The following is an 18882-nucleotide window of genomic DNA, read 5'->3' on the forward strand; positions in this document are numbered from 1 at the left end:
GCGGGTTCGAGTGCCAGCGGCCCGTCGGCCCAGCCGTCCACCGGCGCTGGTGCGGCGCCAGACACCGGCCCGAAGCGCCGATCCGGGACCGCGTGCACGAGCAGGGCCCAACCCGGAGGCGTAGCCCGCTCGGTCCGAGTAAGCGGCCGTCGAGGGAGGGAGGGCAAACATGAGCTTGCCTCGCGCGGCTGTTAGGTTAGGTTTGCCTTACCTATCTAGAAGTGGAGTTGCACCATGCGCGCCACCCGATACCTCGCAGGATTCGTCGCTGCAACCGCCGCCTTCGCGCTCGTCGCCTGCGGCGGATCGTCCGACAGCGACACTCCGGCCGCGTCCGGCAGCGCCGCAGCGTCGTTCCCGGTAACGATCACGCACGCGTTCGGCGCCACGACCATCGACAAGAAGCCCGAGCGGGTCGCCACCGTGAACTGGGCCAACCACGAGGTGCCGCTGGCGCTCGGCGTGGTCCCGGTCGGCTACGCCAAGGCCAACTTCGGCGACGAGGACGGCGACGGCCTGCTGCCCTGGGACGCCGCGAAGCTCAAGGAGTTGGGCGCGCAGACCCCGGTGCTGTTCGACGAGACCGACGGCATCGACTTCGAGGCCGTGGCGGACACCAGGCCGGACGTCATCCTGGCCGCCTACTCGGGCCTGACCAAGCAGGACTACGACACGCTGAGCAAGATCGCGCCGGTCGTCGCGTACCCGAAGGCTCCGTGGGCCACCGCCTGGCGCGACAGTATCAAGCTGGAGAGCCAGGCCCTCGGCCTGGCAGCCGAGGGCGACGCCCTGATCGCCGACATCGAGAAGCAGATGGCCGACTCAGTCGCGCGGTACCCGAAACTGGCCGGCAAGTCGGCGATGTTTCTGACTCACATCGATCCGACCGACCTCAGTAAGATCAGCTTTTACACCACCCATGACACCCGGGCGCAGTTCTTCACCGACCTCGGCATGAAGCACCCGGAAAGCATCGCGACCGTCTCGGCGACCACTGACCAGTTCAGCCTCACGCAGAGCGCCGAGCAGGTCCAGAACCTCAGCGACGTGGACATCATCGTGACGTACGGTGACGCCGAGGGCACCACCCTCGCCACCCTGCAGAAGGACCCGCTGCTCTCCAAGATCCCAGCGATCAAGCGTGGCTCGTTCGTCGCGCTGCCCGGCAGCACCCCGGTGGCCACCGCCGCCAATCCCACCCCGCTAGCCATCCCGTTCGTGCTGAACGACTACGTCGACCTGCTCGGCAGGGCAGCCGACAAGCTCTGATGACGTACGTCGAAACCTCGTCCGGGCCGGACGTCGCCGCTCTGGGACGTCCGGCCCGGGTGCGCCTGGCCTGGCTCCTGCTCGTGCTCGCCGTCCTGCTTCTCGTCATGCTGGCCTCGGTCGCCTTCGGCTCCCGCATCGTCGGCTGGTCTGACATCATGGCCGCCGTAGGCGGATCCGACGAGACTCTTGACCAGGCGGCCGTGGTCAAGCGCATCCCGAGGACACTGCTCGCGGCTCTGGTCGGCGCGGCTCTGGGCCTGTCCGGCGCGGTCATGCAGGGCGTCACCCGCAACCCCCTCGCCGACCCTGGCATCCTCGGCGTGAACACGGGCGCCTCGCTGGCGGTGGCCGTCGCCATGGTGACCGTCGGGCTCTCCACCGCCACCGACTACATCTGGGTCGCCATCGCCGGTGCCGCCGTCACCGCCGTGTTCGTCTATGCAGTCGGTTCCCTCGGCCGCGGCGGCGCCACCCCGCTCAAGATCGCCCTGGCTGGCGCCGCCACCTCCGCCGCGCTGGCCTCCCTGGTCGTCGCGGTCGTGCTGCCTCGCGGTGACATCGTCGACAACTTCCGATCCTGGCAGGTCGGCGGCGTCGGCGGCGCGACCTGGAACAGCCTCGGTCACATCCTCCCGTTCCTGATCGGCGGCCTGGGCATCTGTCTGCTCTGCGCCCGGCCGCTGAACGCGTTGGCACTCGGCGACGAGTTGGCCGCCGGCCTCGGCGAACGGGTCGGCCTGGCCCGCGGCGCCGCCGCCCTCGGCGCGGTCGTGCTGTGCGGTGCGGCCACTGCCATCGCCGGGCCGATCGCCTTCGTCGGCCTGATCGTCCCGCACATGTGCCGCCTGCTCGTCGGCCTGGACCACCGCTGGCTGCTGCCGTTCGCAACGCTCGTCGGCGCCGTGCTACTGACCGCCGCGGACGTCGTCGGCCGAATGGTGAACCGGCCCGACGAGATCGAGGCCGGCATCATCACCGCCCTGATCGGCGCCCCGTTCTTCATCTACATCGTCCGCCGGCAGAAGGTACGCGAACTGTGAGCACCACGACCCTGGCAGCCGTCACCCGCAGCCGGGTCCGGCGTGGCCGGCGGCGGCGAACCGTACTGGCCGTCCTGGCGGTGGCCGTTGCCGCGATGTTCGCCGTCTCGCTGATGGCCGGGAAGACCTTCTACCCACCCGGTGACGTGCTGCGGGTGGTCCTCGGCGAGACCGTGCCCGGGGCCTCCTTCACGGTCGGCACGCTGCGGCTGCCCCGCGCCGTCCTCGCGCTGATCACCGGCCTGTGCTTCGGCATCGGCGGGGTCACGTTCCAGACCATGCTGCGCAACCCGCTGGCCAGTCCCGACATCATCGGCATCAGCGCCGGCGCCGGCGCCGCGGCCGCCTTCGCCATCATCGTCCTGGGACTTGACGAAACCGGCGTCTCCGCGTTCGCCATTACCGCCGGGCTCGGCGTGGCGCTGATCATCTACGTCTTGTCGTTCAAGGACGGGGTGGCCGGGACCCGGCTGGTGCTGATCGGCATCGGCATCGCCGCCATGCTGCACAGCGCCACCGCGTACGTGCTGTCCCAGGCTGGCCAGTGGGACCTGCAAGCCGCGATGCGCTGGCTGAACGGCAGCCTGAACGGCTCGACCTGGGACGAGACCGTCCCGGTGCTACTTGCCCTGCTGCTCCTCGGCCCGATACTGCTCAGCCAGTCCCGTAACCTGTCTATGTTGCAACTCGGCGACGACACCGCGGCCGCCCTCGGCACCCGGCTCGAACGCACCCGGCTGGTGGCCATCGTCGCCGCCGTCGGGCTGATCGCGTTCGCCACCTCGGCCACCGGGCCGATCGCCTTCGTGGCGTTCCTTGCCGGCCCGATCGCCGCCCGCCTGCTCGGCTCCGGCGGCTCGCTGCTGCTCCCGTCCGCCCTGGTCGGCGCTCTGCTGGTGCTGACCGCGGACTTCATCGGCCAGTTCGCCTTCGGCATCCGCTACCCGGTCGGCGTCATCACGGGCGTGCTCGGCGCCCCGTACCTCATCTACCTGCTCATCCGCACGAACCGCGCGGGAGGCTCCCTGTGACCACCACCCATTCGCTCACGGTCGAGAAACTGACCGTCGGCTACGCCGACCGAGTCGTCATCGAGTCGCTCGACCTGCTTGTGCCACCGGGACGGATCACCGCGATCGTCGGCGCCAACGCGTGCGGAAAATCGACACTGCTGCGCGCCATGTCGCGGCTGCTCGCGCCACGCACCGGGCACGTCCTGCTGGACGGCCGGGAGGTGCACCGGATGCCGGCCAAGGAACTGGCCCGCACCCTCGGCCTGCTTCCCCAGTCGCCGATCGCGCCGGAGGGCATCACGGTCGCCGACCTGGTCGGCCGGGGCCGCAACCCACACCAGCGGATCCTGTCGCGCTGGAGCAAGGGCGACGACCGTGCCGTGGCGGCCGCCCTAGACGCCACCCGGACCGCCGACCTGGCCGACCGCTCGGTCGACGAACTCTCCGGCGGCCAGCGCCAGCGGGTGTGGATCGCGATGGCCCTCGCCCAGCAGACTGACCTGCTGCTGCTCGACGAGCCCACGACGTTCCTCGACGTCAGCCACCAGGTCGAGGTGCTGGACCTGCTCACCGACCTGAACCGGGACCGTGGCACCACGATCGTGATGGTGCTGCACGACCTGAACATGGCCGCCCGCTACGCCGATCATCTGATCGCCCTCGCCGCCGGTGCGCTACACGCGGCGGGCGAACCGGCCGCGGTGCTGACCGAGGGCTGCGTCCGCGCGGTCTTCGGCCTGGACAGCCAGGTGATCATCGACCCGCTCTCCGGCAAGCCTCTGATGCTTCCGATCGGACGCCACCACATGCGGTCCATGGCCGGCGACGCATGACAGGTTGTCAAGCCCCGGGTCTGGTGGAAAGCTGGTCAGCTGGTTTTCAGGGGTGCGGTGACCGGCTGGGTCATCGCGTTGTCGTACGAGTCGCTCTTGGACCCGACCGAGGCGACGACGCCGGCCTCGGCGAGCCGCTGGGTACAAGCGCCCAGCAAGCTACCAAGCGCCACAACAGACACTCCGGGAACATGAAAACGCAGGTCAAAGCGTGGGCCGGAGGTACCACCATGTGAACCACACCGTCACGATCGCAGGCGATCCGCTGACCCTGGACCTGCCCACCTCACGGACCTCAGGTCGCGCGTGATGATTCCGACATCATTCACCGAACCGCCGGCCAGCCCCATCGCCTAGACCTCGTGGATCTCGGTGGTCAGCGAACAGGCAGCCCGGATGACACCAGGAGCTAGAACCGTAGAACATATGGTTCTACACTCGTGTCCATGGAACGCATCGGTGTCCGGGAGCTGAACCAGAACACGAGCCAGGTCTTGGCTCGGGTGAGTGGCGGGGAGACCGTCGAGATCACCGATCGCGGACGCCCGATCGCCCGACTTGTCCCGGTAGGCGACGACAGGTCGGTACTGGCCAAGCTGGTAGCGGCAGGGCGAGCCGTCGCTCCCACCGGCGGCGGCTCCGTTCCACTTCCACCGAAGCTCGGTGACGAGAGTGTGGACGTGGCCGCCTCGCTCGCTGCGATGCGTGACGAGGAGCGCTGGTGATCTATCTCGATTCAGCTGCCGTCGTCAAGCTGGTGCGGCAGGAAGCATGCAGCGCCGACCTTGTCTCTTGGCTCAACAAGCACGACGACGTGCCGCTGGTCTCCTCCGCTCTCGTCGAGGTGGAAGTACCCAGAGCGCTGCGCCGATCAGCTCCGCGTGCGTTGATCGGAGTGCCGGCTGCTGTCGGACGGCTGTTCCGACTGGAGATCGACAGCACGATCCGTGCAACCGCAGCCGCGTTCGCCGAGCCGACGCTCCGCAGCCTTGACGCCATCCACCTGGCCACCGCCCAGGTGCTGACCAACGAGTCCGGCACGGCACTTATCGCCTTCGTCACCTACGACCGGCGGCTGCTCGATTGCGCCAAGCAAGCAGGACTACCCGTAGCAAGCCCCGGCCAGAACTGACCCACGAATCCACCACCCTGTACGAAGTCCGGCCGCCGCTTGGCCGCGGCCACGACATCGACCGTGGCCTGCGTTCTGCGACCGGGCACCCCTCCGTTTGGGCATCCGCTTCAAGTGGGCCGCCAGGGACTCGAACCCTGAACCTATGGATTAAAAGTCCACAGCTCTGCCATTGAGCTAGCGGCCCGCGCGCTCAGGTTACCGGACACCTGCGGGATCGGCCTCGCGGCTTCCGGGCCGCCATCGATGGTTCCGGAGAGCGCCTCGGCAGCGTACGGGGTCGAGGGGGTAGCTCAGGGCTGGCAGGATCGGTTCAGTCGGCAGTACGACAGGGGAGGTCCAGCGTGCCGGAGCCGATCCGCCTCGCCATTCTGGCCGGGGCGACCCTCAGCACGGGGCTGGTGGCGGGACTGTTCTTCGCGTACGCCTGCTCGGTGATGCCGGGTCTGGCCGCGACCGACGATCGGACGCTGGTCGGGACCATGCAGTCGATCAACCGGGCGATTCTCAACGGATGGTTCCTGTCGGTGTTTCTCGGCGGGCCGCTGCTGGTCGCGGTTGCCGTCGCCGGATATGTGGGCGACGGTGGCGCGGTGTTCGGCTGGCTCGTCGCCGGGCTGGTCGGCCATCTGGTCACGCTCGGCGTGACGATGCGGTGCAACGTGCCGCTCAACAACCAGTTGGACGCCGCCGGGTCGGTCGACGGGATCACCGACCTGGCGGCGGTGCGACGGGGGTTCGAGGCGACCTGGGTGCGCTGGAACCTGGTTCGGACGGTCAGCTCGGTCGCCGCCTTCGGCTGCCTGATCGGGGCCCTGCTGACCCGGTAGACCCGACACGTCAAGCCCACCCGGCCTCGCCCCGCCCGCCCCACCCCCGGGCCCGGCGATCATGCAGTTGTGGTGCTGGACAAAAGCCGGGTGAGCGAACCTTCCGGGCACCACAACTGCATGATCGACAAACGAGGGCGGGAGGGCGGGCGGGTGGGGGCGGGCAGGCGGGGGTGAGGGTGGGGGTATTAGCGGATGGTGGAGGAGGCGAAGGTGGGGGTGCCGGAGCCCAGGTAGAAGATGCCGGGGTAGGTCTCGAAGCCGTGGCTGGGGTTGCGGCGCAGGGTCGAGTTTTCGATGCGCAGGGTGCCGGTGCGGTTGTTGCTGACGAAGAAGAGTGCGCCGCCGCCCTCCTTGGCGTCGTTGCCCTCGATCATTGTGCCGGCGATGCGTACCGAGAACTTGTCGCCGTCGCAGTAGATCGCGCCGCCGCTGCCGCCGCCGGGGGTGCCGGAGCGGGCCGGGTTGGCGCCGTTGCCGACCGCCTTGTTGTTCCGCAGCACGCTGTTGAGCACCACCCAGGAGACTCCGATGCTGCTCAGCGCGCCGCCGTTGGCGCAGGAGCCACCGGTGAAGGTGCTGTTGACGACGTACACCGGCTGGTCGTTGTGCTGGTCGAGGACGCGGATGGCGGCGCCGCCGACGTCCGGGCCGGTGCGGTCGCAGCGGTTGCCGGCGAAGTGCGAGTTGACCACCTTGAAGCGGCCACCCCGGACGAAGATCGCTCCACCGCCGCCGCCTTCGGCCTTCTGGCCGGTGGCGTCGCCGTCTACGAAGGTCAGGTTCTGCACGGTCAGCTGCGGGTGGTCCTGGTCGTTGCAGTGCGAGGTGGTCCAGCCCTGTAGGGCGTCGCAGGTGTTCATGTAGAGGATGCGCCGCTTGCCCTGGCCGCTGAGGGTGACCTTGCCGCCGCCGTCGAGCACCACCTTCGGGCCGTTGGCGTTGCGTACCTTGGCGGTCGCCGTCATCTGGATGGTCACCGGGTCGGGGCCGCAGTCGAAGGTGATGATCCCGCCGGCCGCCACCGCCCGGACCACCGCGGTGGAGGTGCAGCTGGCGGCGGTGCCGGTGCCGACGGTACGGGTCGGCTTCGAGGTGTCGACCGCCCGCGCCTCGGCCGGCACGGCCGCCCCGCCGGACGGGTTGCCGGTGGGGCGTACGGACTGCGGTGCGGACGATGGCGTGGCGCTGGGGCCGGGTGCGCCCAGGCCGGTACGGGCCGACGGGGTGGGCTGGCCGGTCGACGGGTCGGTCGGCTGTTCGGCCTCCTCGGTCGGCGCGGCGGCGTCGGTGTCGCTCTCGCTCACCGGCGGCTGGGCGCTTCGGGGGTCGGCCCGTGGCACGGACGGACCACAGGCGGACAGGGCGGTCATGGCGACGCCGAGTGCGACCACGGCGGCGAGGGGCTTCAGACGCACGTCCGTGATGCTAGGAGCAGAGCGCCGTCGGTGCGAGCCCCGGGCCGGTGATCAGGTGAGCGGTACGTGGTGCAGGTGCCGGCGACGGCGCAGCCGGACGGCGAAGACGCCCGCCACCGTCACCGTCAGCAACACGGTGACCGCCAGCCCGTGCAGCAGGCCCCGGGTCAGGTAACCGTCGTCGGTGTGGTCCACCGCCCAGGTGCCGATCTCCCGGCTCGACCAGAACGGGGTCAGCTTCGCCCCCGAACTGGCCGGGTCGAGCAGCATCTGCATCGCCACCACGGTGAGCAGCAGCAGGGTGCCCTCAAGCTCGCGGGGCAGCAGGGCGCCGATCAGCATGCCGAACGGCGCGGCCACCGCCACGCAGCAGAGCATCGCCACGGCGATCCCGGCGTACCGCACGTTGGTCGTGTCGAAGACGGTGAGCAGGAAGAACGGCACCGAGATGGCCAGCCCGAGCAGCCACAGGCCGAGCATCCGGCCCGCGTAGAGGTGGTGTGGCCGGTAGCCGGCGAGCCGGAGCCGGGGTTCCATCTCGCGGGCGGCGCTGGTGGCGAAGAGCGCGGCGGTGCTGACCGCCCAGCTGATGCCGAGCAGCAACGCGCGGATCGACTGCCCGACGTAGGAGTCCCGCCGGATCAGCCAGAAGACCAACGGCATCAACAACAGGAGCAGGAGTACGCCTCGACGGCGCGCCAGCTCCCGCAGGGTCATCTCGGCCACGGTGACCAGCCGGTTCACGATCGGCCTCCCTGCTTGGCGGGGGTCAGGTCGAGCACGATGTCGACCCGGTCGAGCTGGTTGAGCAGGTGGGTCACCACCACGATGGCCCGCCCCTCGTCGCGCAGCCGGCTCAACTGGTCCCAGAGGTTGACGTAGCTGCCCTGGTCGAAGCCCTGGTACGGCTCGTCGAGCAGCAGCACGTCCGGTTCGGCGAGGGTGGACATGGTGAGGTTCAGCTTCTGCCGCGTACCGCCGGAGAGGTGCCGGGCGAGCAGGTCGCCGTCGGCCTCCCAGCCGAGATTCCGGGCCGCCGCCCGGCCGGCGCGTCGGGCCGGCCCCCGGGCCACGCCCTGACCGGCGCCGACCAGCACGAAATGCTCGTCGGGCAGCAGGAAGTCGGCGGTGCCGCCCTGCTGCGGGCAGTAGCCGAGCCGGCCGGAGACGGTCACCTCGCCGCTGTCCGGCGAGACCAGCCCGGCGCAGATCCGCAGGAAGGTGCTCTTGCCGCAGCCGTTCGCGCCTACCACGGCCGCGATCTGTCCGGCCCGTACGGTCAGCGACGCGTCCCGCAGCACCGGGCGTCGCCCGTACCGCTTGGTGATGCCCCGGGCGTGCAGCCGGACCGGGCCGGGACGCGGGCCGGGCGCGGTGCCGATGCTCTCCACGATCGCGGCGGCGTACGACTGCGGTGGGCCGAAGACCAGCCACGGGTCGCCCCCGCCCTCGCGCAGGTGCGTGGCGGCCTCGGCGACCACGTGCCGAGCGGCGTCGACCGCCACCCGGCGCTGGTGCAGCTCGGCCGCGAACGCCCGCAGCCACTCGTCGGCGTTCACCCGTCGACCCCCTTCGTGACGATGCCGTTCACCGGCGCCACGAACGCCAGCCAGGCGTTGCCGCCCTGGTGCAGCGCCGTCCGCCCGTCGTCGGTGAGCTGGTAGTACTTGCGGGCCGGACCCGATCCGCCCTCCCGCCACTGCGCGGTGACCAGGCCGGTGCGTTGCAACCGCAGCAGCACCGGGTAGAGCGTGCCGCCCTGGATCGGCCCGACGCCCGCGGCGTCGAGCGACTGGGCGAGCTGGTAGCCGTAGGACTCGCCTTCTCGCAGCAGGGCGAGTACGCAGAGGTCGAGCACCCCACGCAGCCATTGCCCCCGACGGTCGGAATCCACTCGCCGAACCCTAGTGGCGCTATCTAGATGGCACAACTACTTAGCTGGACACGCGGGTACGCGGGCCGACCCGGCCCGACGGAGCGGCAGCTCAGCCGGGGGTGATGTCGGAGATCACGACGGTGACGTTGTCCGGCGCGCCGGCCTGGTGGGCGAGCTTCACCAACTGCTCGCCACACTGCTGGCGGTCGGCGTGCAGGCTCAGCGTGGCGGCGATCGCCTCGTCGGCCACGTAGTCGGAGAGCCCGTCGCTGCACAGCAGCAGGCGGTCACCGGCAGCGACCGTCACCATGCCCATCGTCGGCGGCGCGTCCGCACCCTGCACCGCCCGGGTCACCAGGGACCGCTGCGGGTGGTGCCGGGCCTGCTCCGGGGAGAGCGCACCCTGGTCGACCAGCGCCTGCACGAAGGTGTCGTCGCGGGTCAGCTGGCGCAGCAGGCCCGCGCGCAGCAGGTAGCAGCGGGAGTCGCCGACCTGGGCGAGCACCAGCGTGTCACCGGCGAGCAGGGCGGCGGTCAGCGTCGTACCCATGCCGTCGCGGGCCGGGTCGGCGGCGATCGCGGCGTGGATGCGCTGGTTGGCGGTGCTCACCACGGCCCGCAGCGCGTCGTCGGCGGCGTCCGGCGTGGTCGGCGGGATCAGCTCGTCGAGGATCCGGATGACGATCTCGCTGGCCACCTCACCGGCGGGCAGCCCACCCATGCCGTCGGCCACCGCGACGAGGCGCTCGCCGGCAAGGGCCGAGTCCTCGTTGTTGGTGCGGACCAGGCCGATGTCGTTGAGGATGGCCGAGCGGAGGATCAGCGTCATGGGGTCCAGCTTGCCAAGAAGACCCTTCCCGCGTCTCTACGCACTACTGCGTAGGGTTGAGGAATGTTGCCGGTGTCCATGGTCGGGCGCGCCGGTGAGCTGGCGGAGCTGGACCGGACGTGGTCCACCGTGGTCGACCGTCGCCGCCGGTCACCGGCGGTCGCCGTGGTCACCGGTGGCGCGGGCGTGGGCAAGAGCCTGCTGGTCGCCGCCGCGCTGGACGGCTTCGCCCCACGGCCGGAGGTGGTGCTCAGCGGCGCTGCCCGGGTGCACAGCCCGGCGCCGTACGACTGGTTGGCCGCCGTGTTGAGTGGGCGCGACACCAGTCGACTCGACCTGCCGGCGGACGCGCTGGCCTGGCTCGCCCAGCAGCCCACCGCGCCACGTGAGCGCTACGCCCCGGGCACCCTGCTCCGCCTCGCCGTGCGTACCGTCCGGGTGTTGGTCGGTGCCGGCCCGGCGGTGCTCGTGGTGGAGGACCTGCACGCGCTCGACCCGGCCAGCCTCAACCTGGTCGGCGAGCTGGCCACCGCCGCCGGGCTGCCGGCCCTGCTGGTGGTGGCCACCAGGCCCGCCGCGCACGCGGTCGCGCCGGAACTCGCCGGCCGCACCCTGGCCCGCCTCTGCGGGGTACGCGGCGTGGTGCGCCAGCACCTCGGGCCGCTGCGCCCGGCCGAGGTCGCCGAGGTGCTGACCCAGGTGTACGCCGACCGCACGCCCTGCGCCCGGCTGGTGCACGGGGTCTGGCGGCGTACCGGCGGCAACCCGTACGCCCTCACCGAGCTGCTCGCCGCGCACGCCGGACACGAGCCGGAGGCGCTGCTCGACCCTCCCTCCCCGACCGAGGCCCCACCCCTCGCCCGGTCCCCGGTCGACGCTGTGGCTGCGGGCGGGTTTTCCTCCGATTCCGACGGTCCGCCGGGCGGGCCGCCATCGCTGGCGGGCCTGGCCGAACTCGCCGACCTGACCGGCCGGGAGGTCGAGGTGCTCGAATGCCTGGTCGCCGGGATGTCCAACAAACAGGTGGCCCGCGCGCTCGGCATCTCGGTGCGGACGGTCACCGTGCACGTGTCCAACCTGCTGCGTAAGACCGGCTCGGCCTCGCGTACCGGGGTGGCGCTCTGGGCCCTCCGCCAACGACTGGCCGCACCGATAGACGGCTGACCCGTTAGGAAGGGTCCCTTTACCTACACCAGGCGTTAACAGGGGGCCCCTCCTTACATCTGTCGGGGGTAGCGGAGGAGGAGGCTGGCGGCCACCTCCTCGTCGCCGACGGCGGCGTACAGGTGGGGCACGTCGGACGCCCAGCGCAGGTGACCACCGGCGGCGGCGGTCAGCGGTGCGTCGGCCGGGCCGGCGCGCAGCACCCCGGCGAAGACCGTGACGTGCTCGGTCACGCCGGGCTGGTGCGCAGGTGAGAGCTGGCTCGGGCCGGGCGCGACCCGCATCCGGTACAGCTCGTAGGTCGCGTCCGCCTCCTCGAACACCTCCAGCAGGGTGGCGCTGACCGCCGCGCCGCGCACGGTCTGCCCGGCCGGCGGCCCGGACAGCACCGCGGTCAGCGGTACGCCGAGCTGGGCGGTGACCGCGTACAGCGTCTCCAGGGTGGGGTTGCGGGTGCCGTTCTCCAGCCCGGAGAGTGTCGCCTTTCCCACGCCGGCCAGTCGGGCCAGGGCGGAGAGCGAGATCCCGTGCGCCTCGCGCAGCGCGCGAACCCGGCGACCGATCGCCGGGGTGTCCGCGTCGACTCCGGCCGGCTCGGCCGCTGCGACGGGTGCGCGTCCGGTTGCTGTGCGGGCTGGCCGGGGGGCCTCGGCCCGCGGCCCGGGCGGCGCGGCGGATGGGTGGTCGTCCGGTGTGCGGGCGGGCACGGCTGGCCGGGTGTTTTCGGCCCGCGGCCCGGGCGGCGCGGCGGGCGTGCGTTCGGGCCGGGGTGGGTCTGGTGGTGACTGTGGCACCTCGCTATGGTGCTACACGGTCACTGTTCCGTAAACGGAACGATCGGAGGTGGGGCATGGCGGGACGGATGCAACCGGTGCTGGCGGGTGTGGTGACCGCGCTGGTCGGGTTCGCCAGTTCGTTCACCGTGGTGCTGGCCGGGCTGCGGGCCGTCGGTGCCACCGAGGCCCAGGCCGCCTCCGGGCTGCTCGTGCTCTGCGTCGCCTGCGGGCTCTGCGCCGTCTGGCTGGGCCTGCGGCACCGGCTGCCGTTGAGTATCGCCTGGTCCACGCCGGGTGCGGCGCTGCTGGTCGCCACCGGCCCGGTTCCGGGCGGCTGGCCGGTCGCCGTCGGGGCGTTCCTCGTCTCGGGGCTGCTCATCGTGGCCGCCGGGCTCTTCCCGGTGCTGGGCCGGGCGGTTGCGGCGATCCCTAAACCGGTCGCCGGGGCGATGCTCGCCGGAGTGCTGCTGCCGTTGTGTACGGCGCCGGTCCGCGCGCTCGTCGAGGTGCCCTGGCTGGCCGCCCCGGTGCTGGTGTCCTGGCTGCTGCTGCACCGGTTCGCCCGGCGCTGGGCGGTTCCCGGCGCGCTGGTGGTGGCGGCGGGAGCGATCGCGTCGACCACTCCTGGAGGTGGCACCGGCGGACTCCGTCCGGTGATCGAGGTGACCGCGCCGCAGTGGAGCGTGCCGGCCCTGGTCGGCTTGGCGCTGCCCCTGTTCCTGGTGACCATGGCCGCGCAGAACGTGCCGGGCACCGCCGTGCTGGTCGGCTACGGCTACCGGCCGCCGCTCAGCTCCGCGTTGCGGACCACCGGGCTGGCCAGCATGGTCGCCGCGCCGGCCGGTGGGCACGCGGTCAACCTGGCGGCCATCACCGCCGCGCTCGCCGCCAGCCCGGACGCGCACCCCGATCCGGACCGTCGCTGGATCGCCTCGGTGACCGCCGGTGTCGGGCTGGCCCTGCTCGGGTTGGGCGCCGGGGCGGTCACCACCCTGGTCGGGTGGGCGCCGCCGGTGCTCATCGAGGCGGTCGCCGGTCTGGCCCTGCTCGGCGCGTTGGCCACCGCGCTGACCTCGGCGTTGGCCGACCCGGCGGCCCGGGAGGCCGCCGTGGTCACCCTGGTGGTCACCGCCTCCGGAGTGTCCCTGGCCGGCGTGGGTGGCGCCTTCTGGGGCCTGGCAGCCGGCTCCCTGATGCTCCTGATCTTCCGCCCCCGCCCCGTCCCACCCCAACCTCCCGACCGCCCCATCCCACCGCCATCTCACCCAGTCGATCGTGAAGTTGGCGGGCGCTTACCCGCCAGCTGACCTCATGACGCCGGGAGCATGGCTGTGGTCGGCCAGCGCGCTCTCCGCCCCGCCCGTATCGACCCGGCAGGGGGTTAGTGCTCGGAGGGGAGGGTGGTGGCGGGGGCGTTGAGGAGGACCTGGTTGTCGGAGACGGTGACGATCTGGTCGGCGAGCACGTAGACCGCGCCGGTGGGGACCAGGTCGGTGGAGACCTTCAGATAGCCGGTACGCAGTAGCCGGGCGGCGAGATCCGCCGGTACGTCCGGTTCCCCCGCGGTCGCGGACTCGATCAGTTCGTCCAGGCTGCCGCCGGGGTCGGCGCTCGGTGCCTGCACGGTCACCGCGTTCGGGTCGCCGCGTTGGACGAGGTCGACCGTACCCACCTCGATGCCGGCGGAGTCGACCACCCGCATGCCGGTGGTAACCCGCGCCACGGTCGTCTGCTGATCGATGCCCTGCTGCTCCATACCCGCGCGGTTCCCACCTCGCGCTCCCGCTAAACCCTCGCGCGATCTTGGTACGAAAAGGCCCTTCCGGGGACCGTTTTGTACCAAGATCGCGCGGAGGGGTTCAGGGGCGGGGGGAGAGTTCGCGCCACGGGTCGGGGCCTTGAAGCAGGGCGCGTACGGTTTCCTCGGCCTCGTCGATGGAGTCGTACTCGTAGAACCGGGAGATCCCCTCGGCGCCGCCGGCCCGCTGCTCGACGTGCCACCGGTCGGCGTCCACCCGGAGGAAGACGTCACGCCGGGCCAGTCGCCCCCATTTCCCGTTCCACCAGTGCTTTCGCTGCTCCATGGCGGGACTCTATCGAACATGTGTTCGACGTGACGCGGCCCCTGCGGGATTCCCGCAGGGGCCAATGTGCGACTGCCGGATTCAGCGCCCGGTGGGCGGTTCCTCCCGGCGGCCGAGGGCGTCGTCGAGGGCCCCGCGCTGCTGGGCCGGGGTGGTACGGCCGGCGGCGACCAGGGCGTCCCGGATCTCGGTGAGCAGTTTGATCTCCTCGCTCGGCGCGGCCGGCGGCGGCTCCTCGCCCCGCTGGCGCCGCTCGGCCAGCTTGTTCATCGGAAACACCACCAGGAAGTAGAGCACCGCAGCGGTGAGCGTGAAGGTGACCAGAGCGTTGAGGAACTGGCCCCACTCGATGGCGTTGTCGGTCCCCAGCTTGATGCGGGCCCCCGGCCCGGCCTCCGTCGCGCCCACCAGCTTGATGAGCGGTTCCAGGAAGGACGTGGTGAACGACGTCACCAGCGCCGTGAACGCGGCGCCGATGACGATGCCGACCGCGAGGTCGACGACGTTGCCGCGCATGATGAAGTCCTTGAAGCCCTTGAGCATCCGTACTCCCCAGGTGTCCGGTATTCCGTCGGGGACAACCTATGCCCCGGGCGAGGGCTCCAGAAAAGCGCCGGCTTCCCGGGCGGCGAGTTCGGGGTCGCCGGCCCGGATGGCCGCCACCAGCCGGGCATGGTCGACGTGACGCTCCGGCGTCAGCGCGTCGCCCGTCGCGTGGGCGACGGTGCTGCGCAGTGCGGCGCCGACGGAGGCGTACAGCTCGGCGAGCATGCCGTTGTGCGCGGCCGCGACCACCGCCATGTGTAGCGCGGCGTCGGCCTCCACGAACTCGGCGACCCGGCCGCCGCGCCAGGCCGCCTCGCGGGCGGCCAACGCGCCGTCGAGCGCGTCCAGGTCCCCGGGGGTACGCCGTCGGGCGGCCAGCCGGGCGGCCTCCACCTCGAAGGCGCGGCGCACCTCGATCACCTCGGCCATCCGGTCGTCGGTCAGCCGCCGGGCCACCACCGGGGCGAGTTCGTCGGTGGAGAGGACGTATGTCCCGGAGCCCTGCCGGCACTCCAGCACCCCGGCGTGGGCGAGGGCACGGACCGCCTCGCGCACCGTGTTGCGCCCCACGCCGAGCGCGTCGACCAGCTGCGGCTCGGTCGGGATCCGGCTGCCCACCGGCCATTCGCCGTCCATGATCCGCTGGCGTAGCTGGGCGATCGTCTCCCGTACCCGCCGGCCACGGGGCGGGACGGCGGCGGAATCAACCGCTGGTGTCACTGGTTACACCTCGCGCCGAAATTCATCCCATGATTGTAGGTTCGAGGTCATGACCCCGCCGCCCGCCGGCACCCCCGCCACCGACGCCCCGCCCGCCGGCACCGCGCCCGCCCAAGTCGCCCCAGCAGCCCAGGCCGGTCCCGCCACCTCGGCCTGTCCCGCAGCGTTGGCCGGCTCAGCCGCCCCGGCGGCCCAGGCCGGTGTGCCGGAGGAAGTGCAGGAGGGGCTCAGCGGGAGGTCGGCCTCCGGCACCGGCGGGGGATGGCTGGTGCTGGCCGGGATGTTGCTGGTGGCACTCAACCTGCGGGCCGCCGTGACCAGCCTCGGCGCCCTGCTCGACGAGGTACGCGTCGGGCTGGCCCTCTCCGGGACGATGGCCGGCTTCGTCACCACCCTGCCCACCATCGCGTTCGCCGGGCTCGGGGCGGCCACCCCGTGGCTGGTCCGCCGGCTCTCCCCGGCCCGGCTGCTGGTGCTGGGCATGCTCGCGCTCACCGTCGGGCAGGTGCTGCGGGTGGTCACCGGATCGGCCGTGGTGTTCCTGCTGACCAGCGCGCTCGCGCTGGCCGGCATCGCGGTGGCGAACATCCTGCTGCCGATGCTGGTCAAGCAGCACTTCCCGCACCGTACCGGGCTGGTCACCGGGGCGTACACGATGGCGTTGACCGTGGGCACGACGGTGGCCGCCGCGTCCGCGGTGCCGGTGGCGCACGCCTTCGGCTCCTGGCGCGCGGGGCTGGGCGTCTGGGCGGGGCTCGCGGCGGTGGCCGTACTCCCGTGGCTGCCGGCCGCCCTGCGGGCCCGCACCGCCGCGCGGCGGACGAGCGGGAGCGCCGTCGCGCCCAGGTCGGCCATCCGGCCCGCCCGCACCCGGCTCGGCTGGGCGATGGCGGTCTACTTCGGGGCGCAGTCGCTGAGCGGGTACGCGATCATGGGCTGGCTGGCCCAGCTGTTCCGTGACTCGGGCTTCCGCCCGCAGGACGCCGGCCTGCTGCTGGCCGGGGTGACCGCGCTCGGGGTGCCGATCGCGCTGCTGATGCCGACGCTGGCCGGCCGCTTGGGCAGCCTGCGGCCGGTGGTCTTCGCGCTGACCACCGCCTCCACCCTGGCCTACCTGGGGCTGGCCTTCGCGCCGCGTGGCGGGGCGGTGCTCTGGGTGGTGCTGCTGGCGTTCGGTCAGGGCGCGTTCCCGCTCATTCTGACCACCATCGGCCTGCGCGCCCGCACCGCCGACGGGACGGTCGCGCTGTCGGCCTTCGCGCAGAGCACGGGGTACGTCATCGCGGCGCTGGGGCCGCTGCTGGTCGGGATCCTCTACGAGACCACCGGCGGGTGGACGGCGCCGATCGGGTTCCTGCTGGTCGCACTCGCGGTGCAGACCGGCGCGGGAGTGGTGATCGCCCGTCCCCGCTACATCGAGGACGAGCGCTGAGTCTCTGAGCCGTCCGGGTCAGGAGGAGGCCGGCGTGGGGTCGCCGGCGACCGCCTGCTCGACGGTCGGATAGGTGTGCAGCACCTCCACCAGGCCGCTCACCTCCAGGATGCGCAGCACACCCCGCTGCGGCGCGGCCAGCCGGACCACTCCGCCGGCCTCGTCGCAGCTGTTCTTGGCGCGGACGAACACCGACAGGCCGGTGGAGTCGCAGAACGAGACGTTCGCCAGGTCGAACACGAGGCGGCTGCGCCCCTTGTCGAGCAGGTCGGTGATCTGATCCTGCAACTGCGGTGCGGTGGCCATGTCCAACTCGCCCGCGACCGACACGACGACCACGTCGTCGCGCTGTTCCGTGTGCACCGTCAAGGACATTCGCCAGACCTCCTGTGTATCGCTGGAACGGTATCCCACGCCGCCCCCCGTACGCAGAACGGGAGGGTAAGGAAAGGCACCTTCTTAACGCCTGCGGTAGAGCAGGGGCCCCCTGTTAACGCGCCGGCTCAACGTCCGGCGTACGTGCCGGGGGAGACGCCGGTGACGGCGGTGAAGTCGCGTACCAGGTGGGCCTGGTCGCTGTAGCCGAGTTCGGCGGCGAGCCCGGCCCAGTCCGGTGGCCCGCCCGAGGCCCGCTCGATCGCCTCGTGCAACCGGTACCGGCGGATCACCCATTTCGGACCGACCCCGACGTGGGTGACGAAGAGGCGTTGCAGCCGGCGGACGGAGATCCCGTGGCCGGCGGCGAACTCGTCGACCCGCCGTACGCTCCGATCGGTCCGGATCGCCTCGACCAACCCGATCACCTCGTCATTGACCGGATCCGGCCGGGGCGCCCAGCTCGTCAGCAGGTCGTCGAGGGCGTGGCAACGCTCGGTGTCCGTACCGGCACAGATCCCGGAGTCCGGGTACGCGGCCGGTGGCCAGCGGTCGGCCAGCTCGGCGAAGGGCCACCGCCGGTCGGTCAGCTCGGCGACCGACCGCCGCCAGAACGGGTGGAAGCCGCCGGGCCGGAACTGCACGCCGCAGACCCGACCGGCGCCGGTGAGCACGATCGAGAAGAGTTTCCGGCCGACCCCGGCCAGCTCGGCGCGTTCCGGCCCGTCGCCGTCGCGCTGGACCACCACGTTCACCGCCGGATGCGGTACGACCCGCTGCTCGAACGGCTCGGTCAGGTCCCAGTCGATGAGCCAGTAGTGCTCCACCCAGCGGCGTAGCGCGACGGTGGGCAGGCGCCGGCGGAACCGGACCCGCCGCATCAGCCGGGCCGGGTCGAGGATGCCCCGGCTGTCCCCGCGCGGCTGTCGCATTTCTTCAAGACCATCCTCATACGCTGGCCCTATGGCCACACAGACTAGCGATCTGCTGGCGGCGGCGGCGCCGCGAACCGTGACGGTGATCCATGGGATCGCCGATGACCAGCTCGACCTGCCCACCCCCTGCCGGGAGTACACCGTCCGCGACCTGCTCAACCACCTCTACGACGTGGTGGTCAACTTCCAGGCGCTCGCCGCCCGGGAGCCGGTGACCTGGGCCGACAAGCCCGACCACCTCACCGACGGCTGGCGGGACCGGTTCGAGACGCAGACCCGCCAGCTGGTCGAGGCGTGGTCGGATCCGGCCAGTGAGCAGGGCATCTCGCCCGGGATGGGGATGCCGCAGCAGGTGGTGGGCGGCATGGCGCTGCTCGACCTCACCGTGCACGGCTGGGACCTCGCGGTCGCCACCGGCCAGGCGTACGAGCCGGCTCCGGCGGTGCTGCCCGTGTTGCACGAGCTGGCCGACCAGCTCGGCCCGACGGCTCGGCAGATGGGCGTCTTCGCCGAGCCGGTGGCCGTCGACACCGCCCTGCCGGACCTGCCCCGGCTACTCGGCGTGACTGGCCGCGACCCGCGCTGGTCGCCCGCCGGCTGACCACAG

General features: G+C 71.8%; 24 protein-coding genes and 1 tRNA gene. 11 read left to right on the plus strand and 14 right to left on the minus strand.

The genetic code is table 11. The features are described from left to right. Window positions 1–234 precede the first annotated feature (234 nt). From ACQPYA_RS01435 to ACQPYA_RS01450, 4 genes are read left to right on the plus strand one after another with little or no spacing between them, the layout of a single operon-like run. Entirely contained in the window at window positions 235–1269 is a 1035-nt protein-coding gene (locus ACQPYA_RS01435) for an iron-siderophore ABC transporter substrate-binding protein (protein ID WP_433530825.1), read from the plus strand. Then, window positions 1269–2312, plus strand: coding sequence for a FecCD family ABC transporter permease (locus ACQPYA_RS01440; RefSeq protein WP_433530826.1), 1044 nt, complete (start codon window positions 1269–1271; stop codon window positions 2310–2312). Before ACQPYA_RS01435 ends, ACQPYA_RS01440 begins: the two co-directional genes overlap by 1 nt. Next, window positions 2309–3343: a FecCD family ABC transporter permease gene (locus ACQPYA_RS01445; RefSeq protein ID WP_433530827.1), complete on the plus strand. Its 1035-nt coding sequence runs from the start codon at window positions 2309–2311 to the stop codon at window positions 3341–3343. Before ACQPYA_RS01440 ends, ACQPYA_RS01445 begins: the two co-directional genes overlap by 4 nt. Next, on the plus strand, window positions 3340–4158 hold the full coding sequence (locus ACQPYA_RS01450) for an ABC transporter ATP-binding protein (protein ID WP_433530828.1): 819 nt from the start codon (window positions 3340–3342) through the stop codon (window positions 4156–4158). Before ACQPYA_RS01445 ends, ACQPYA_RS01450 begins: the two co-directional genes overlap by 4 nt. A 35-nt stretch (window positions 4159–4193) precedes the next feature. Here ACQPYA_RS01450 and ACQPYA_RS01455 read toward each other — a convergent pair whose 3' ends face one another. Then, window positions 4194–4331 (minus strand): hypothetical protein, encoded by a 138-nt coding sequence (locus tag ACQPYA_RS01455; protein ID WP_433530829.1) that lies wholly within the window; start codon window positions 4329–4331, stop codon window positions 4194–4196. Window positions 4332–4604: 273 nt separating this feature from the next. On the opposite strand from ACQPYA_RS01455, the gene ACQPYA_RS01460 reads away from it, so the two are divergent. Continuing rightward, window positions 4605–4883, plus strand: coding sequence for a type II toxin-antitoxin system Phd/YefM family antitoxin (locus tag ACQPYA_RS01460; RefSeq protein ID WP_433530830.1), 279 nt, complete (start codon window positions 4605–4607; stop codon window positions 4881–4883). Continuing rightward, window positions 4880–5290: a type II toxin-antitoxin system VapC family toxin gene (locus tag ACQPYA_RS01465; protein ID WP_433530831.1), complete on the plus strand. Its 411-nt coding sequence runs from the start codon at window positions 4880–4882 to the stop codon at window positions 5288–5290. Before ACQPYA_RS01460 ends, ACQPYA_RS01465 begins: the two co-directional genes overlap by 4 nt. Before the next feature lie 115 nt (window positions 5291–5405). Here ACQPYA_RS01465 and ACQPYA_RS01470 read toward each other — a convergent pair. Beyond that, window positions 5406–5477 (minus strand) — tRNA-Lys (locus ACQPYA_RS01470). A 157-nt stretch (window positions 5478–5634) separates the two neighbouring features. Here ACQPYA_RS01470 and ACQPYA_RS01475 point away from each other — a divergent pair. After that, on the plus strand, window positions 5635–6120 hold the full coding sequence (locus tag ACQPYA_RS01475) for a DUF1772 domain-containing protein (protein ID WP_433530832.1): 486 nt from the start codon (window positions 5635–5637) through the stop codon (window positions 6118–6120). Window positions 6121–6308: 188 nt separating this feature from the next. On the opposite strand, the gene ACQPYA_RS01480 is transcribed toward ACQPYA_RS01475, so the two are convergent. The 5 genes from ACQPYA_RS01480 to ACQPYA_RS01500 form a co-directional block, all read right to left on the minus strand. After that, the gene (locus ACQPYA_RS01480; RefSeq protein ID WP_433530833.1) at window positions 6309–7538 is read right to left on the minus strand and encodes a hypothetical protein; all 1230 of its coding nucleotides are present in this window, start codon (window positions 7536–7538) and stop codon (window positions 6309–6311) included. A 51-nt stretch (window positions 7539–7589) separates the two neighbouring features. Next, a complete protein-coding gene (locus ACQPYA_RS01485) occupies window positions 7590–8282 on the minus strand; it encodes an ABC transporter permease (protein WP_433530834.1) in 693 nt (230 codons plus the stop codon). Next, entirely contained in the window at window positions 8279–9097 is an 819-nt protein-coding gene (locus ACQPYA_RS01490; protein ID WP_433530835.1) for an ATP-binding cassette domain-containing protein, read from the minus strand. Before ACQPYA_RS01490 ends, ACQPYA_RS01485 begins: the two co-directional genes overlap by 4 nt. Next, window positions 9094–9432 carry a PadR family transcriptional regulator gene (locus ACQPYA_RS01495; protein WP_433530836.1) on the minus strand — a complete coding sequence of 113 codons (339 nt, stop codon included), beginning with the start codon at window positions 9430–9432 and terminating at the stop codon, window positions 9094–9096. The genes ACQPYA_RS01490 and ACQPYA_RS01495 overlap by 4 nt, the downstream gene beginning before the upstream one ends. Window positions 9433–9523: 91 nt before the next feature. Beyond that, the gene (locus ACQPYA_RS01500) at window positions 9524–10243 is read right to left on the minus strand and encodes a PP2C family protein-serine/threonine phosphatase (protein WP_433530837.1); all 720 of its coding nucleotides are present in this window, start codon (window positions 10241–10243) and stop codon (window positions 9524–9526) included. A 63-nt stretch (window positions 10244–10306) separates the two neighbouring features. On the opposite strand from ACQPYA_RS01500, the gene ACQPYA_RS01505 reads away from it, so the two are divergent. Then, window positions 10307–11407 (plus strand): LuxR C-terminal-related transcriptional regulator, encoded by a 1101-nt coding sequence (locus ACQPYA_RS01505; RefSeq protein ID WP_433530838.1) that lies wholly within the window; start codon window positions 10307–10309, stop codon window positions 11405–11407. A 53-nt stretch (window positions 11408–11460) separates the two neighbouring features. Here the strand turns inward: ACQPYA_RS01505 and ACQPYA_RS01510 are convergent, their stop codons facing one another. Next, entirely contained in the window at window positions 11461–12114 is a 654-nt protein-coding gene (locus tag ACQPYA_RS01510; protein ID WP_433530839.1) for a helix-turn-helix domain-containing protein, read from the minus strand. Window positions 12115–12257: 143 nt separating this feature from the next. Between ACQPYA_RS01510 and ACQPYA_RS01515 the strand changes: the two genes are divergently transcribed. Continuing rightward, complete coding sequence (locus ACQPYA_RS01515) at window positions 12258–13490, plus strand: benzoate/H(+) symporter BenE family transporter (RefSeq protein ID WP_433530840.1); 1233 nt, start codon at window positions 12258–12260, stop codon at window positions 13488–13490. A 74-nt stretch (window positions 13491–13564) separates the two neighbouring features. On the opposite strand, the gene ACQPYA_RS01520 is transcribed toward ACQPYA_RS01515, so the two are convergent. The 4 genes from ACQPYA_RS01520 to ACQPYA_RS01535 all read right to left on the minus strand — a co-directional run bounded on the left by ACQPYA_RS01520 (window position 13565) and on the right by ACQPYA_RS01535 (window position 15533). Further along, window positions 13565–13924, minus strand: a complete 360-nt coding sequence (locus ACQPYA_RS01520) for a hypothetical protein (protein ID WP_433533350.1) — start codon at window positions 13922–13924, stop codon at window positions 13565–13567. A 118-nt stretch (window positions 13925–14042) separates the two neighbouring features. Continuing rightward, window positions 14043–14267: a hypothetical protein gene (locus ACQPYA_RS01525; protein ID WP_433530841.1), complete on the minus strand. Its 225-nt coding sequence runs from the start codon at window positions 14265–14267 to the stop codon at window positions 14043–14045. 81 nt (window positions 14268–14348) lie between these two features. Further along, entirely contained in the window at window positions 14349–14810 is a 462-nt protein-coding gene (gene mscL, locus ACQPYA_RS01530; protein ID WP_433530842.1) for a large conductance mechanosensitive channel protein MscL, read from the minus strand. A gap of 39 nt (window positions 14811–14849) precedes the next feature. Beyond that, complete coding sequence (locus ACQPYA_RS01535; RefSeq protein ID WP_433530843.1) at window positions 14850–15533, minus strand: FadR/GntR family transcriptional regulator; 684 nt, start codon at window positions 15531–15533, stop codon at window positions 14850–14852. A 49-nt stretch (window positions 15534–15582) separates the two neighbouring features. On the opposite strand from ACQPYA_RS01535, the gene ACQPYA_RS01540 reads away from it, so the two are divergent. Then, the gene (locus ACQPYA_RS01540; protein ID WP_433530844.1) at window positions 15583–16965 is read left to right on the plus strand and encodes an MFS transporter; all 1383 of its coding nucleotides are present in this window, start codon (window positions 15583–15585) and stop codon (window positions 16963–16965) included. Window positions 16966–16983: 18 nt separating this feature from the next. On the opposite strand, the gene ACQPYA_RS01545 is transcribed toward ACQPYA_RS01540, so the two are convergent. Then, window positions 16984–17340 (minus strand): STAS domain-containing protein, encoded by a 357-nt coding sequence (locus ACQPYA_RS01545; protein WP_433530845.1) that lies wholly within the window; start codon window positions 17338–17340, stop codon window positions 16984–16986. 128 nt (window positions 17341–17468) lie between these two features. After that, window positions 17469–18272 carry an AraC family transcriptional regulator gene (locus ACQPYA_RS01550; protein ID WP_433530846.1) on the minus strand — a complete coding sequence of 268 codons (804 nt, stop codon included), beginning with the start codon at window positions 18270–18272 and terminating at the stop codon, window positions 17469–17471. A gap of 31 nt (window positions 18273–18303) precedes the next feature. Here ACQPYA_RS01550 and ACQPYA_RS01555 point away from each other — a divergent pair, with 31 nt between their 5' ends. Then, entirely contained in the window at window positions 18304–18876 is a 573-nt protein-coding gene (locus ACQPYA_RS01555) for a TIGR03086 family metal-binding protein (protein ID WP_433530847.1), read from the plus strand. Window positions 18877–18882 lie beyond the last annotated feature (6 nt).

It is taken from the genome of Micromonospora sp. CA-263727 (genome assembly GCF_050942455.1).
Lineage (GTDB): Bacteria > Actinomycetota > Actinomycetes > Mycobacteriales > Micromonosporaceae > Micromonospora.

Coding starts and splice junctions, on each gene's coding strand:
- ACQPYA_RS01440 (WP_433530826.1), top strand. CDS start 1,269: ATGACGTACGTCGAAACCTCGTCCGGGCCGGACGTCGCCGCTCTGGGA.
- ACQPYA_RS01505 (WP_433530838.1), top strand. CDS start 10,307: ATGTTGCCGGTGTCCATGGTCGGGCGCGCCGGTGAGCTGGCGGAGCTG.
- ACQPYA_RS01460 (WP_433530830.1), top strand. CDS start 4,605: ATGGAACGCATCGGTGTCCGGGAGCTGAACCAGAACACGAGCCAGGTC.
- ACQPYA_RS01550 (WP_433530846.1), bottom strand. CDS start 18,272: ATGCGACAGCCGCGCGGGGACAGCCGGGGCATCCTCGACCCGGCCCGG.
- ACQPYA_RS01435 (WP_433530825.1), top strand. CDS start 235: ATGCGCGCCACCCGATACCTCGCAGGATTCGTCGCTGCAACCGCCGCC.
- ACQPYA_RS01515 (WP_433530840.1), top strand. CDS start 12,258: ATGGCGGGACGGATGCAACCGGTGCTGGCGGGTGTGGTGACCGCGCTG.
- ACQPYA_RS01555 (WP_433530847.1), top strand. CDS start 18,304: ATGGCCACACAGACTAGCGATCTGCTGGCGGCGGCGGCGCCGCGAACC.
- ACQPYA_RS01545 (WP_433530845.1), bottom strand. CDS start 17,340: ATGTCCTTGACGGTGCACACGGAACAGCGCGACGACGTGGTCGTCGTG.
- mscL (WP_433530842.1), bottom strand. CDS start 14,810: ATGCTCAAGGGCTTCAAGGACTTCATCATGCGCGGCAACGTCGTCGAC.
- ACQPYA_RS01500 (WP_433530837.1), bottom strand. CDS start 10,243: ATGACGCTGATCCTCCGCTCGGCCATCCTCAACGACATCGGCCTGGTC.
- ACQPYA_RS01540 (WP_433530844.1), top strand. CDS start 15,583: ATGACCCCGCCGCCCGCCGGCACCCCCGCCACCGACGCCCCGCCCGCC.
- ACQPYA_RS01525 (WP_433530841.1), bottom strand. CDS start 14,267: ATGGAGCAGCGAAAGCACTGGTGGAACGGGAAATGGGGGCGACTGGCC.